Here is a 14,756-nt window from a genome sequence, read left to right on the forward strand (position 1 = left end):
GGAGAGTAATGGAGAGTAATGGAGAGTAATGGAGAGTAACGTGGAGTGACGGGGAGTAAGGGTAGTGCGCATAGTGTTGCGGGTTTCCGCCGCCATCTGCTTGACGATGGCGGCGGTCCCGGCAACCCGCCGGAAGTCAGCTGTGATAGCTCTCCACCGGCCCCAGATAGGAATACGGCAGCGGTCCGGCAGACAATACCAGCTTCTGCAGGACAAGTCCGGCATCCAGTCCGTAAAAGCGCAGCGTATGCTGCCCCTTGGCCAGAACATGACGGGTAACCTGCGTATGAATATTGTCCATCACCGCACGGCACCACGGCTCATTGTCATGGTTGCCGCCTTCATAACCCGGAGGCAGCGCATCTGCGGTGACCGGCGGTTCTCCGTCGAATCCGGCGGCATACTTCAGGCCGCGGACTGGAGACAACTGGTTAGTCGGCGCAATATAGGCGGTCAGGCTGTATTCCCCGTCCTGATGGACGAGCAGCCGGTACTCCAGACAAGGCGCTTCCTCCGGCTGATCAAAGGAGCTGCCGGCGGGGAACATTTTGACCGAAGACAAGGTCCGTCCGTAGTTGTTAATAGTCTTCCACTCGGCTCCGGATTTCGCCACGCGGTTTAGAGTATGCTCCGCTTCGATAGAAACGGTATTTTGCGTCTCGATGAAGGTCATCGGCGGCACATTAGTAATGTCAGTCCACTCCACTTCTACTTGAACGGTTACGATTGTACCGGCACCTGAAAGGGTAATATGGCCTGAAGCCGCCCCCTGCACCTTCTCCCAATCTACTGAAACCCGGATCGCCGCTCCAGTATCCACCCAGCCTTGGGTCCGGTCCAGCCTGATCCATTCCGCACTTCTGACTGCCTTATATCCGAACCCGGCTCCGCCGCTGCTGACCGTAATCTCATAAGTCTCCTGCTGAAGATTCGTAAACGGAGTGAGACCCGCTGTCCCTGCTGTGTAACCCTGCTCCGTTCCCTCTACACCAACAATCATGATGGCTTCCTTGGCAGGGGTCACTCTGCTGACCTCCGGATAACTCCAGCCGTCCGCGTTCCAGTTCACATAGCCGACATGCGGGGAGCTCATCATGCCCTGCCATTTGCCGTCCGAGATGCCGGTATTGTAGTGCTGCTCCAGCTGCTTATCCCGCTCAATAGACTCCAGTACCAGATCGGCATAGGTATTGGCAAGTACACTGCCGCGTCCGGCATGCAGCCTGTTCAGTCCGGCGTAGATTTGCATCTTGACCACATTCGCCGAGGCCACTGCCGGATAATAGACCAGCTGGTAATAGGCATCCTTGAGCGCCGCTGGGAGCTCAGACTCATACCTGGCCGCCGCCTGCTCCAGGCTGAGCGCTTGTTCCAGCACTCTTTGCGCCTCTTGATGATGCAGCAGGCTGAAGGTGCCCGCTCTGATAATTTCCGGCTTGCGCCGCCCGTTCATCCGGGTGTAATCCGCTAACACCTGCGCAATTCCGTCAACCGTCCCAGGTGTAAGGTCTGATCCAAACTGTTGCTCCACCCAACGCCGGGTGTACTCCTCTGTCTGGTTAATCGCTCCGGTTCCCCAGGCTTCAAAGTCATAGGCTAAATCCATGAAGTAGGATAGCGGCAGCTCCATCGGCTTCAAGTCGCCGGCATTTACCACCCAAATATCGCGGATGCCGTAATCGAACGCCATGGTCATCTGCTCCCAGACCTTCTCCAGCGGAGTCACATTCACCCACTCGTAGGAATGCGGGCCTCCGTGGTAGTCAAAATGGTAGTAAATTCCCCAGCCGGCCTCCCGCTGCTGCTCATGTTTTTCCGGGATTTTGCGGAGATTGCCGAAATTGTCATCCGAGAGCAGAATCGTCACATCCTGCAGCACCTCCCAGTCCTTCAGCCCTTCTGCTTCCGCCGTACCGTACCAATACTTCTCGACCTCCTTGTACACAGCCAGAACCTGCGGCATATGCTCCAGATTGTATTTCTTCAGCAGGGCCTTCTGGGTAAGGATAATCTGCTTCAGCAGCTCAATATTCTCCTGGTCTGAGCCTTCGAGGGCAGAGTCACTCTCTCCGCGCATGCCGAGTGTAACCAGATTATCATAGTGTCGGTTGCGCTTAATTCCGTCTTCCCAGAAGGCGGTAATCGCCTGCGGGTTGCGGGCGAAATCCCACAGATTGCTTGTCCCGTACTGCGCATACACTTTCTGCCATTCGCTGCCGGCCCGGAACAACGGCTCATGATGCGACGTTCCCATAACAATGCCGTATTCATCGGCATGAACCGCGTTAGCAATCGGACTGCTTGTACCATTCAGACTGAATTCTGCACTCCACATCGCCGGCCACAGAAAGTTCCCCTTCAGTCTCAGGATCAGCTCGAACACTTTGTCGTAGAAGCCCTCATTGAAATCGCCAAAAGCGTGCGTGACCCAGGAGCCGAGCGACGGCCAGTCATCATTCAGGAAGAAACCCCTGTATTTAACGGAAGGTTCTCTGGTGCTGCGATTAAGTCTGCTTACTGGAATGGACAGTGTGGTGTTCTGCTCCGGAACCACATCGGCAAAATACACCCACGGGCTGACCCCAATCAGCTCAGATATGGAGTAAATGCCATAGATTGTCCCGCGTTTATCGCTGCCCGCAATGACAAGCGCCCGGTCCACGCCAGGCATTGGAGCCTCAACCAGCTGCAGCCGGTAGCATTCCCGCTTGCCTTGAATCGACGTGACGTCGAGGGCGCCTTCTGTAATCAGCCTGTCGATCAGCTCATTTCCGCCTATGGCTCCGGCGATGACGACGGTTCCTGAGAGTTGTTCTTTTCGTGTCAGAATCACAGGTGCTATACCGCTCACCAGCTCGATATCCGCGCCGAAAGACTCCGCCACCCGGCGCAGTCCGTTATAATCAGTCCCCTTCGGGTCCAGGTAAATTTGAACCGCCTGGTCTGGCGCGGCAAGTATAAAGTCCTCATTCGATTTCATGGAATAGCTTCCTCCCGGATTGTCTGATTTCGTATGCTTACGCACATTATATCGGGAAAACGGTTACAGGCTCCATGGTCTAACTAGCAAGTTTTTGTAATTAGTAAAGGAGGCGCTAAGCCGTCACCAGCTTATAGCCCGTTGAACTGCTTGAGCATGTGAATGAACTGATGCAGCTCGTCGTCTTTCCATGCCGCAGTCCGCCCGAAGAACACGGAACCCTTCTCGTTAAGGGCAGCTATTGTCTGCTGCTGTCCCTGCTCTGTAAGTGAGAGGAGGATGGCCCGCCCGTCATCGGGTGAGGCTTCCCGGCTCACATAGCCCAGAGACTCCAGCTGTTTGATCTGACGGCTGACCGCGCTGCGGTCCATAGCTGTTGCTTCCGCAATGGCGGCAGCACTAGCCGGCCCATAGGAATAGAGCCAGCGGACAATATGGAAGGCAGCCGGCTGCAACGAGGAATCGAACCGCGCGGCGGCTTTGACATTCAGCGCATGGGCTGCGCTGATCAGTGCGTTAAGCTGCTCTCCCAGCGCCAGCTCCAGCTGTTCTCTTGAGTCAAGCCTTGATTGATCAATGTTTATTGGTTCATTGTTTACTTGGATATCGTTTATTGGGTTCTGCTTCATATTCATTCACCAGTCCTTTGCTTTATAGATAACTGCCGCAAATATAGTTGACATATATCCACCATATAATTATAGTGGACATATATCAATTATACATTACTTAAAGGAGAATAACCATGCCTAAACAACCAACCGTTGTCATCACCGGAGCCACTAGCGGACTGGGACAGCTTGTAGCCATCCAGCTGGCAGAAAGAGGCTATGCGCTTGTCCTGACTGCCCGCAGTGAAGAACGTGCTGCGGCTACCAGAACCATCATCGAGGCCCGTCAGCCTGCTGCAAATATCCGTTTTGTCTATGGAGACCTTTCGCTGATGCAGGATGTGAACCGGGTTGGTGCTGAAATTGCTGCCGCCTGCCCTTCTATCGACGTGCTTTTGAACAATGCAGGAATCCACGCCTTCGAGCCCCGCACCACTGCCGAAGGTTTGCCGGAGATGATGGCTGTGAACTATCTGGCACCATGGCTGCTGACGCATAGACTGGAGACTTCACTGCGCAATGCAGGCCAGGCCAGAGTAGTCAACGTAGCCTCTGAGGCATCGCGCCGTCATGGTGTACTCCGCCTGCCCGGGGACTTAACGGATACTGCTGCTTTTACTGCCCGGGGCTCCTCTCCTGTCTACGGCAAAACCAAACTGCTAAACATCATGTTCACGGCAGAACTGGCCCGGCAATGGGCCGGCAGCGGAATAACCGTCAATGCCCTGAACCCGGGCTTCAATGTAACCGGACTGGGACGCGAGCTGCGGTTCGCTTCTGTGATCGAACGGATCCTGAAGATTGTCCGGCTCGGAGACCCGCGAAGAGGAGCAGAGATTATCACCCGGTTAATCGTGGACCCGCATTATGGGGCAGTAACCGGAGGTTATTTTAACGTGGGCACAGGAAAGTCCATTGTACCGGTATCCCCTGGCGGCGATGAAGCGATGCAGCGCAGGTTGTGGGCAGATACACGGGAGTTGCTGGGGGAGATACTGGGAGAAAACCGGGATTAGGATGATATGTGTCGCTTTTGTTCTACAGACGGAAGCGGGAAACAGGAATTTCTATGGACAGAAACATACAGGTGAATTAAGACATAGATTGACTTTATATTCCATTGTTGATAATGTGAAGGGGCCAAATGGTTGTAAATACCATACGGAGGATTCAATCATAATTTTTGTCTTTACCTGTGTGGTTCAGAGTTGTTAACTTAATGTATCTTGCTCAACACTCGGGATGAATACTAGGAATATAAATTAGAGTTTACTCATGGACAATCAGTTTTCCATATTGTGCATGAGTTATTTTACGTGGAGATATATCCTAACCCTACTCTTACTATATAAATGATAGAAATTGAGGTATGAGATGAAAAACACAAAAAAAATTATTATTGGATTCATTTCCTTAATAATAGTATTAGCAGTATTTTACGGAGGTTATTTCAAAAATAATAAAGAGATTGAATTTTTCCACGATAAGTTTGGAATACCGCTCCCAAAAGAAAGCAAACTTATATACAGTTATAAATCATATGGAGCATTGGGCGATGGATACCGGTTATATATCTATCAGGTCACTTCTAAGAGCATGAATGATATAGTGAAAAAGGGCCACGCAAATCATTGGTCTGAACTTCCTCTTCCATCAGATTTCACAGCTTCATTCTCCAAGAAAATTAGGGCGATCACAGACGAGACAACATCGAAGCTAATAACGCTTGATGCTGCACGGGGGTACTATATGATTAGAAATAACCAAACGAATGCTTCTATTACAGGAACTAATGTATTTAATTCCAGCTTCGACAACGTAATGATCGGAATTATGAATCTTGATAATAATAGAATTTATTTATTATCGTATAACATGTGAGGTTAGTGGATAAGGATCAGTCAGCCGGGTTTTCATTTGTTTCATTTGTGAGTAACGCACTGGGATACAATTTATCTAATGTTGATTCATCTACTTTTAAGAAGAACTTGTTTTCAAAAATTAGTTGATTCGTATTAGATCCGATTTGATCTAACTTTCTTGCTAGCTCAGATTCCTTGAATATACTTTGTTCATTACTGGCACGAAAATGCCATAAGGTGTATAGAGTTGACTAAAATACATTTTTGCGAGTCTTGATTCTACGGATTTCATCGTTTTTACTGATTCTACGGATTTCACTGATTCTACAGATTTCACGTTATTCTGAAAAATTAGTGTTAACAGGATTTTTATCTGTCTTATTTGCGGTTACCATTTCTGGATAGGAGCCTGCTTTTGAATTGGATATTAATGCCACTCCTGAAATAATAGTCAATGCAAGGGCTATTAAGTATATTTTTTTAAACATATTATTTCCATCCTTTCTATACCAACGATTATTCCTACTTTAAAATACTATATTCACTATATTCACTAAAAATACTATATAACTTGAACTCATAAAATGGATCCTTCGCGAGTTCAGCGAGAAATATGCCCTATAAGGAATCTCTAAAATGCTGAATCGGCTTGGTTTTAGCTACACAAAAGCCACCTATACGCTGGTACGAGCCAGCAAAGAGGAACAAAAACAATTCCGCGAGGTCACTTTACCTGAGCTGAAGGAGAAACTGAACCAAGGAAAAATTGACCATCTTTTATTTGAAGATGAATCATGTTGTTAGACAACGCTCACTCTCATCATGCAGATGCAATTCCGCCGTTTCTGCGAGAGAATCCGAGACTTCAGCTTGTTTTTCTACCCAAATATAGCCCTGAACTTAATCCTGTTGAATGATTGTGGAAATGGCTAAAAAACACGAAGTAATAAACAATGTCTTTTTTCATAAGTATTACGTCATCCGTACTCATGTCGCAGCTTTCATGAAACAGATCCATAAGAGCCCTCTTGAATTGATTGATCGGCTACTGGTCCGGACGTAAAGATTTGCGGTTCAACCTATATAGTTTCCGCGTGATGAATAAGGATTAGCCGATTTCCAAACACGTTAGATGAGGTCATATGGGATGCATATAATCAAAAACGGCCGCACCCTCACAATCACGTGAAGATGCAGCCTTTTTCTATTGTATCGGGATAAAAATTTCCGTTCCGCCCGTAGTTTGAACCGTGATGCCATTCTCAGCAAAAGTAACCTTCAGCAAGGACTCGGGAGATTGCTCCAGAATATTACTGACTCCGTTCGCCTGATGAGCTGAAGAATCAGCCAAAGGATCACCGTATACAGCCGAAGCCAGCCAGTGAATTCCGGGCTCAAGCGTAGCCGTCAATGTTGGCAGTACCGTCCGGGGACGCAGCAGGTTAGTGTTTGCATTGGGCCAAATGAGCTCCGCCTTCCCGTAACCCGTCAGTCCCTTGATTCCGCTGGTTCCCCAAGCTGTAGATACTGCTATGCCTGAGTTGTCGGTCTGCTGCGCAAGCTCCGTTTCCTGGCCCAGGGCGAACCCGCCTTCAGCGGCGTCAAGTGCCCGGCCCGTCTCAATCCGGTGAATCCGGATATGCCAGGGAAGCCCTGCTACCACCCAGGTACGGACTTCCACATTAGTCCATGGCTTCCAGACCGACCGGAGGACGTTGTCCGTGATCTCGGATTCCACATTCCGGCGCCGCACGCGGTACAGATTGTCCCCGCCTTCGCTGAGCGCAAGCATGGAGTCGAATGCCCCCTGCGACAGCCCCCACTCAGAACGGGGTACGCTGAACCCAAAGCCTGTGGAATAGACGAATTTCTCGTATTTGGCCGAGGTATGGGTATGCTCATTCGTGTACAGGTGGCCGCTGTTGAACGCCGCCACATGACCGGAGGCCGGCTCGCGGACCAGAACAAGATGTGCAGGCTTCTGAACCATAACTGCCGGGATTTCCGGCAGGGGAAGCTCCTCTTCGCTCCAGAACGGATGCTCTTCACCAAGTGCGAGCGGCAGGAAAGTCTTCAGCGCCCAGTAGGGTGAGCCGGGTGCATTATAATTCTCCGCCATGACCAGATTCGGATACGTATATCCAATGGTCAATACGCCTGCTGCATCAAAGATGGGCTGGCTGAACCACCAGCGCAGATTGCGCAGAACGATGCCTTTCACCACACCAGCAGGGAAGCTTTCAACATCCGCATAAGCCAAGGCACTCCAGAACGCCGATTGGGCGAAGCGGTATGCCAGGCTTCGCCCGTAAGGAAGCGCGGAGCCGTCCGGGGCGAACCAGCCCAGGAATTCAGCGGCGAACAGCCGGGCGCGTTCTTTGAACAACCGGGAACGCTCTGGGTCCTCCTTCTCCATCAGCTTCGCATAGAGCAGCGAATAGTAATGGATCGCAAACGGTCCATAATAATCGCAGTGCCCGTCAACACCGTCACTGTACCAGCCCTCTCCCAGATAGAATGCATCCATCCGCTGCAGGTTGTTCTCCAGCTGCACCGCATCATACGGACGGCCGATGGTGCGGAACCCAACATTAACAAGTACATTGAAGAACAGCCAGTTGCAATCATAGCAGGGATGGGAGTTAATCTGATTCAGCCAGTTGTACAGGTGATCCTGCTCCTGAAGAGCAAGCGGTGACCAGATCTGCTCCGGAACCGCTGCAAGCGCGAAGCCGAAGGCCGCCATCTCGACCAGACGCTGGTCGTAATCCCGTACATCTCCCCAATATTCTTCGTGAGCAGGGTCGGTGCCATGCCGAATGCCATTCAGCACGATGTCCCAATTTTCACTGCTTCCGCCTCCGGCGAGCAAGGGGACCAGCCCCCATAATACCCGGGAAAAACCCTCCATCCCGGCAGTTGCTGCCGGATAGCTCGCTCCGGTTCTGCCGATCTCAAGTCTTGCGCCGCCTTTGCTGTAGAGCGGACGCAGCGGATCCGTTAGCTGTTCAAGAGCGGTCACAAGGTCCGACCGCGTCTTCAGCGGATTGTCTGCAATCCGCAAGAATAATTTGTCTGATGCTGCTCTCCCGTTAGTCATCATATCTTCCTACTCCCAGTAGAACGGGCCGGCTTCTTTGATCCGCGCCAGCGCTTCAACATAGAAGAAATCACCGTAGATCAGAGGAACATCGATATTCCGGTTCTCCGGGTAGTTGCTTGTACCGTGAAGCAGCAGCCCTTCTTCCTCCGCATTATCCCAGGTCCCATAATTCCGGTAGAGGGATTCCGTAATTCTAAGCGCGCCGTTCCGGTAGACATGTGCCTCCGATTCATCCACCTGGCTCGCCAGCAGCAGCAGGCCGCTCGCCGCGCAAGAACCGGCGGAGCTGTCACGAATCTCGCCGATCTCACCGGGAGCCCGGAAATCCCAATGCGGAACCTGATCCTCCGGCAGACGGGTCAGGAAGAAATGGGCAACCTGCTTGGATGCATCAAGGTAGCTCTGCTTGCCGGTATGATGATAGGCCAGCGACAACCCGTAAAGTGCCCAAGCCGCGCCGCGCGACCAGGCCGACTCTGGTGCGTAACCCTGACCGCCGCGCTTCTCTACCACTTCACCCGTTTCCGGGTTGAAGTTGACAATGTGATAGACAGAGCCGTCCGGCCGGATGAAATGCTCCAGCACCGTATCCATATGGGCCTCGGCGATATGCCGGTAACGCGGGTCTCCGGTTACTTCAGAAGCCCAGAAGAGCAGACTGGTATTCATGCTGCAGTCGATAATAGCGACCCCGCTGTTGTCCTCGCCTTCTCTCCATGGATTCCAGGCGCGGATATAGCGGCCTTTGAGGTTGAAGCGGGCGGCCAGATAGTTGGCAGCCTTAAGCGCCCGGACCCGTGATTCCTCTGCGCCCGTGAGCTTGAAGTTGGCTACGCTGGTCAGCAGCCACATGAAGCCTAAGTCATGATCCAGCTTCACATAACCATCCAGCACCTCGTCCAGCCGCTGCTCGCAGCGTTCGGCAATCGCCTTCAGGCTCTCGTCCCCGCTCCCGGCATAGAGCTGCCAGAGCATACCCGGCCAGAAGCCGGCTGTCCACCAGCTCGGTGTCTCCAGTACGTACTTGCCGCCTTGGCTGGCATGGGGGAATTCCGCGCCGATTCTCAAGCTGTTTGCTCGCGTTTTCTCCAGTGCCTTGCTCCAGGCCTCTTCTACCCATGCCTGCTGTATTGTTCCACTCATCTGAATCCCGCCTTTGTTTGAATGATAAGTTCTGATCTATATAAGCTGAACGAAAGATTTCTACGAAAAATTTGCTTTAAATGCGGTAAATGTGGGGATTCCGGGCGGCGTACGCAGCAGTTTCCAGGCGGCGTGCGCAGCAGCTTTCCAGGCGCTGCTATCGCCGCAGAAGTTACGGGTTCCCCGCCCCGTTGTTAAATCCTGCATAAAATACAACATTTCCCTCAATAAACCGGCCCAAATCCAAAATTGTTGTACAAAAGGCAACATTTCTTCTCATCCAGGCCGTTTAATGAAGAAATTGTTGTATTTCCTACAACAATCCTCCTACACATCCCGGTATAGCAGCACCTAAGTTGTATTTCATACAACATTTTGCCGGATTCCGTCTGAACACCCGCGCTGGACCGGCCGTTTTGTTGGAATCGTCTACTATGCGGGTTATATGCCCTCAATATTTAGTTTAGATTAGAGCTTCCCCCAGCAGAGAAGCAGTAACTCCGGCGGATGAGATTACCTGGAATTCGGGCCGCCTGTTCAATCTTCACAGAAATTGAAAAGTGAATGCTAATGTTCCCTCCGCCTCCGGCTGAAGAACATGGAAGTCCAGACTATGCCACAGTGTCTCCTGGCCATAATGATCCCGGTACACCTGCGCGGTAATCTCCGGCCGGACTGCCTCAGGATCATAAGTGACCTCGACACCGTGACCCGCCGCAGTGCCCGGCAGCAGTACGCTGCCCGGGTGAAGAAGCTTAGGCCTGCGCCAGGTTACAAACCGTTCCGTCCAGCTCGCCGGAGCTCCCTCATACCGGTAGGTGTCTGTCAATTCCAGACGTGGCAGCTCCTCTTTGTGCCAGACCAGCGAACGCACCAAGGACTGCAAGCCTGACACCGGATAAGCCTGCGCCATCTCCAGCGTCAGCTCATCCTTCTCCGCCGCCGCAGATGCATGCAGTACTGCCGTGCTGAACTCCCGCCCTGCGCCCTGGTACTGGCCGTTGATGATCGGCACTGAATGTCCCTGTGATCCATTGCAGTCATAGCTGTAACGTCCGGCACCGAAATAATCAGCGGTATATTCTCCGCTGCCCAGATCGGAAGCGTAGATCTCTCCCCGGCCGCTAAGAATGAAGTGGCCCAGATCATTATGATTGTGCGGCTCATCATTGTGGCCGGCTTTGGCGGCGAACCCGAAGGAGCCTGCTGCCGGCACATGACGCGAGACAATCCAAGCGGCATCGGGAAGATAGCAGCTCGCAGCCTCCCAAGCCACATTCTCCCGGCCGGCTCTGGTCCAGATCAAATTACGCAGCGCCGGTGCGAAGCGGCTGCAGTGATCTTCAGTGAACGGCGCACGCAGAGCGGACGGCGGCCGCAGGACATCCGCATAGGCATCCGCCAGATAATGGGACAAGCCCATATGCACACGTACCTGAGGCACCGAATCCGAGAAATTGGCGACATGACTTTCGTCAATGAAGCATTGTTGCTGGAAACGGGCAATCTGCGATACCTTCTCCCGCTTGAACCAGTCCAGCCTGCCTCCGGTTCTTGCCCGGAGCAGATCGCTATAGTAAGTGAAATAGCCAAAGCCATAATTCCAGTAGCCCAGCCCCTCCAGACAAGCGCCGTCGTCCCCGAAGCCTTCCAGATAATAGCTCATGCTGCTCTCTGTCTTCAGCAGAATATCCGTCAGCATGGCCGGTTCCTTCACCAGCAGCAGCGCAGCTGCCCCAATCGAGCCCGCACAGACTGCCGCCCAGTTATGGCGTGATGTCTCCCAGAAATATGGCCCCTGCTCAAGAAAAGGCCGGAAGATTCTGCGCTCTACCTCATGCCGTATCCGGGACTGGAGCAGCAGCGGAAGCCGGTCCCCCAGCAGCAGTAACACTTCACTTAAGGTGAATCCCGTCTCGGAGGAGAACAGGTCAATATGCCGGCTGATCTCAGCAGCGTCATGGTCTGCGGGAAGATGGGCCGGAAGACACCAGGTGTACTCATCGCAGATGACCCAGAGGATATCCTCCAGCTTCTCCAGAGCCCCCGTATTATCCGGCTCCAGCAGGCTTAGGAATGCATAGGTATTCAGTCTTCTTCTCCGTTCGAAATAGATCCGTTCATATTCCAGTCTCGAGCCTGTACGCGCAAAAATAGAAAATAGCGTATACGTCAGCGCGGATATAGGCTGACCGTCCAGCCTCTGCGCCTCTGCGCGAATCTCGCTAATGTCTGCCTGTAATCCTCCGGATGATAACGCCCGGGTCCAAAAACCCGCCGAATCTCCCTGCGGATAATATAAGCTCCAGTCCGCCGGTTTCATGTCCTGCACAATACCGGCAAGCTCCTGTCTGTTCATGCCCTCTTCTTCCTCCTTATCGGTGCTCCACCCTGATTAGTGCCGCACCTCATAATCGTTAAAGCGGCTGAACACCCGCTATTCCAGCGCATGATCCCGCATGACATTCTCACCGTCTGCTATCCTCAGCGCAGTCCATTTCAGCTCTTCTCCCGACCAGAAGGGATCGGACGGAAGCAGCCCCAGCGGAAGGAATACGGCAGCGCATAAATAGAGGCTGCCCGTATTGATGTAGCTCTCCGCAAGCTCCGGCTGATAGCCATAGATCCCCGGCCGCAGCCAGCCTTTCTCATCCAGCGTACCCGGAGCATTCATGATCCGCTCTATCACGGCAGTCAAAGCGCAGCGTACCTGTGCCGGAGGCAGTGCCTCCTCCAGGAAATGCTGCAGCGCCGCCTGCGACAGCAGCTGAAACGCACCGAAACGGTACACAATCGAGCGCCCGAGGAACGGATAGGTGCCGTCCGGTGCAATGCTGCGTTCAAGCACTGAGGCATATCTCTGTGCCCGTTCCATAATCACCGGCTTAAGTGCAGCATATTGCTCCGACTCCTGTTCAAAGATGGCCACGACATCAACCAGCATCGGCTGGATCACGAAGCTGTTGTAATAATCCCAGTGAAAATCCTTGCCATCCCCGTAGACACCATCGCCCTTATACCAGTCCATGAACATATGAACCGCATAACCGACACGCATCCGGTCATAGTCGGCATCGCCCAGTATATATAAAGCCGCTTCCACCATTGCACTGAACAGCAGCCAGTTGCTGCCGCTTGGAGCCGTCCGGCGCGTCTGCTTCAGCGCTGCAATTAAATGGCCTTTGACCCGCTCATCCAGCCGGCCTGTAATCGCTTTCGGTGCGCGCACCAGCGCGTGGGCCAGGAAGGCGGCATCGACCAGCGGCTGCCCTTCCGTCTTGAACTCCATATAGTCAGGCGACTGCGGATCGACAGCTGCACCGATAGCCTCCAGCATCAGCGCGGCATAACGGGCTCTAAGCTGTTCTTCTTCTCCTTCAAGTCCTTCAAGCTCCAGCCAGGGGGCCATCCCGCAGGCCAGTCTCGCAAAAGCTTCCAGATGGGCAAACCGGCTCCGGTCACTATGAAACTCCGTAGGCAGCTGCTCTTTCAGCTGCCGCTTCGCTAAAGCCTCCAGCACCGGTCCCCCGATCAGCAGCATCGTATCCAGCCAGTATTTTCGCTGTTCCTTACCCTTCATCTACAATTCCACCCTTTCAGGTATTCTTCTTCTCTAGTGTAGTGTGGTATTATTGCAATGTCTTTGCGAATAATGATGTTTTATTGCGTTTGTTGCTATCAATCTGAAAGGGGCAATGACTATGAAACATGCCCGTTATCATCAAACATTCAACGGCGATATTCTGGCTGGTATCGGCAATTCCCCAATCTCACCGACAAGGGATTTCCATATTCATGACCACTACGAAATCTTCCTGTTTCTCGGCGGGAGTGTGAACGGATTCGTCGACCAGTACAGCTATCCGCTGGAGCGGGGCAATGTGCTCCTGTTCAACAATCACGAGATTCACAAAATCATCAATTTGTCCCCGGAGCCTTACGAACGGTTGACGATTCATTTCAAGGCGCCGCTTATCTATCCTTTCTGCACAGCCACCACCAATCTGCTCGCCTGTTTCCAGAACCGTCAGCCCGGTGAGCATAATCTGGCCCACATGGATGAGCCGCTGCTTACCGAGTATATGACACTAGCTTCACTTCTGATTGTGGCACTGGAGAGTGAGCAATACGGCAGCGAAGTGCTGGCTCTGACTTACCTGATTCAAATTCTGGTGATCGTCAATGAGCTGTACAGCCGGACCCGTTCCGCTGTGCCCAGCATTATTTCTTCGCATATACAATTAGCCATGAGTTATATCGACAACCACCTGCATCTTAATCTGTCCCTGGAGCATATAGCCGGAGAACTGAACGTCAATAAATACTATCTGAGCCACCTTTTCAAGCAGCAGACCGGGGGAACCATATACCGTTATGTCCTGCTCAAAAAAATCGCCTTATCCAAGCAGCTCTTGGCCGCCGGAAACTCCGTATCCGATACCTGCTACCTGTCCGGCTTCAATGACTACGCCAACTTCATCCGCACCTTCAAGAACATCACCGGCATCCCGCCCGGCAAATATGGTAAAAAAAGCTGAGGCCCCCCTTATGACGGAGCGCTCTATTGAACTAAGGGTACGCTGGCTGGCGGAATTAGAGGGATTTATCCCTCTAATATCCTCGTTCTGCCCACTTCCAGTGGATTTAGAGGGATTTATCCCTCTGATTTCCTCGTTCTGCCCACTTCCGGTGGATTTAGAGGGATTTATCCCTTTGATTTCCTCGTTCTGCCCACTTCCAGTGGATTTAGAGGGATTTATCCCTCTAATATCTTCGTTCTGCCCATTTCCGGTGGATTTAGTGGGATTTATCCCTCTGATTTCCTCGTTCTGCCCACTTCCGGTGGATTTAGAGGGATTTATCCCTCTAATATCCTCGTTCTGCCCACTTCCGGTGGATTCAGTGGGATTTATCCCTCTGATTTCCTCGTTCTGCCCACTTCCGGTGGTTTTAGTGGGATTTATCCCTCTGATTTCCTCATTTCCGGCCAATCAGGCCGAATCTGATGGATTTATCCCTCTAATCCAGGGGTGTCTAGAAATTGAGGGCAAATTTCA

Annotated in this window: 13 protein-coding genes; 5 read left to right on the forward strand and 8 right to left on the reverse strand. The window is 52.2% G+C overall.

Annotated elements, in window-relative coordinates; translation table 11 throughout:
• Nucleotides 1-136: 136 nt before the first annotated feature.
• Both P40081_RS24785 and P40081_RS24790 read right to left on the reverse strand, forming a co-directional pair.
• The gene (locus P40081_RS24785; protein ID WP_042138902.1) at nt 137-2,980 is read right to left on the reverse strand and encodes a glycosyl hydrolase 115 family protein; all 2,844 of its coding nucleotides are present in this window, start codon (nt 2,978-2,980) and stop codon (nt 137-139) included.
• A 131-nt stretch (nt 2,981-3,111) separates the two neighbouring features.
• On the reverse strand, nt 3,112-3,609 hold the full coding sequence (locus tag P40081_RS24790) for a MarR family winged helix-turn-helix transcriptional regulator (RefSeq protein WP_042141419.1): 498 nt from the start codon (nt 3,607-3,609) through the stop codon (nt 3,112-3,114).
• A 116-nt stretch (nt 3,610-3,725) separates the two neighbouring features.
• Between P40081_RS24790 and P40081_RS24795 the strand changes: the two genes are divergently transcribed.
• Both P40081_RS24795 and P40081_RS24800 read left to right on the forward strand, forming a co-directional pair.
• Nucleotides 3,726-4,607 (forward strand): SDR family NAD(P)-dependent oxidoreductase, encoded by an 882-nt coding sequence (locus tag P40081_RS24795; protein WP_042138903.1) that lies wholly within the window; start codon nt 3,726-3,728, stop codon nt 4,605-4,607.
• Nucleotides 4,608-4,965: 358 nt separating this feature from the next.
• Complete coding sequence (locus tag P40081_RS24800) at nt 4,966-5,472, forward strand: hypothetical protein (protein WP_042138904.1); 507 nt, start codon at nt 4,966-4,968, stop codon at nt 5,470-5,472.
• 319 nt (nt 5,473-5,791) lie between these two features.
• Here P40081_RS24800 and P40081_RS38665 read toward each other — a convergent pair whose 3' ends face one another.
• Nucleotides 5,792-5,941 carry a hypothetical protein gene (locus tag P40081_RS38665; protein ID WP_156118682.1) on the reverse strand — a complete coding sequence of 50 codons (150 nt, stop codon included), beginning with the start codon at nt 5,939-5,941 and terminating at the stop codon, nt 5,792-5,794.
• Nucleotides 5,942-6,089: 148 nt separating this feature from the next.
• Here P40081_RS38665 and P40081_RS39470 point away from each other — a divergent pair, with 148 nt between their 5' ends.
• Both P40081_RS39470 and P40081_RS39475 read left to right on the forward strand, forming a co-directional pair.
• Nucleotides 6,090-6,257, forward strand: coding sequence for a winged helix-turn-helix domain-containing protein (locus P40081_RS39470; protein WP_081970082.1), 168 nt, complete (start codon nt 6,090-6,092; stop codon nt 6,255-6,257).
• Nucleotides 6,248-6,370, forward strand: a complete 123-nt coding sequence (locus P40081_RS39475; protein WP_081970083.1) for a transposase — start codon at nt 6,248-6,250, stop codon at nt 6,368-6,370. The genes P40081_RS39470 and P40081_RS39475 overlap by 10 nt, the downstream gene beginning before the upstream one ends.
• 287 nt (nt 6,371-6,657) lie before the next feature.
• Here P40081_RS39475 and P40081_RS24805 read toward each other — a convergent pair whose 3' ends face one another.
• The 5 genes from P40081_RS24805 to P40081_RS24825 all read right to left on the reverse strand — a co-directional run bounded on the left by P40081_RS24805 (nt 6,658) and on the right by P40081_RS24825 (nt 13,279).
• The gene (locus P40081_RS24805; RefSeq protein ID WP_231575185.1) at nt 6,658-8,556 is read right to left on the reverse strand and encodes a DUF2264 domain-containing protein; all 1,899 of its coding nucleotides are present in this window, start codon (nt 8,554-8,556) and stop codon (nt 6,658-6,660) included.
• Nucleotides 8,557-8,562: 6 nt separating this feature from the next.
• The gene (locus P40081_RS24810) at nt 8,563-9,699 is read right to left on the reverse strand and encodes a glycoside hydrolase family protein (protein WP_042138905.1); all 1,137 of its coding nucleotides are present in this window, start codon (nt 9,697-9,699) and stop codon (nt 8,563-8,565) included.
• 60 nt (nt 9,700-9,759) lie between these two features.
• Nucleotides 9,760-9,969 (reverse strand): hypothetical protein, encoded by a 210-nt coding sequence (locus tag P40081_RS24815; protein ID WP_042138906.1) that lies wholly within the window; start codon nt 9,967-9,969, stop codon nt 9,760-9,762.
• 274 nt (nt 9,970-10,243) lie between these two features.
• Nucleotides 10,244-12,058, reverse strand: coding sequence for a heparinase II/III family protein (locus P40081_RS24820; protein ID WP_042138907.1), 1,815 nt, complete (start codon nt 12,056-12,058; stop codon nt 10,244-10,246).
• 78 nt (nt 12,059-12,136) lie between these two features.
• Complete coding sequence (locus P40081_RS24825) at nt 12,137-13,279, reverse strand: DUF2264 domain-containing protein (RefSeq protein WP_042138908.1); 1,143 nt, start codon at nt 13,277-13,279, stop codon at nt 12,137-12,139.
• 121 nt (nt 13,280-13,400) lie between these two features.
• Between P40081_RS24825 and P40081_RS24830 the strand changes: the two genes are divergently transcribed.
• Nucleotides 13,401-14,237, forward strand: coding sequence for a helix-turn-helix domain-containing protein (locus tag P40081_RS24830; RefSeq protein WP_052421984.1), 837 nt, complete (start codon nt 13,401-13,403; stop codon nt 14,235-14,237).
• Nucleotides 14,238-14,756 lie beyond the last annotated feature (519 nt).

The organism is Paenibacillus sp. FSL P4-0081 (genome assembly GCF_000758565.1).
Lineage (GTDB): Bacteria > Bacillota > Bacilli > Paenibacillales > Paenibacillaceae > Paenibacillus_AQ > Paenibacillus_AQ phytohabitans.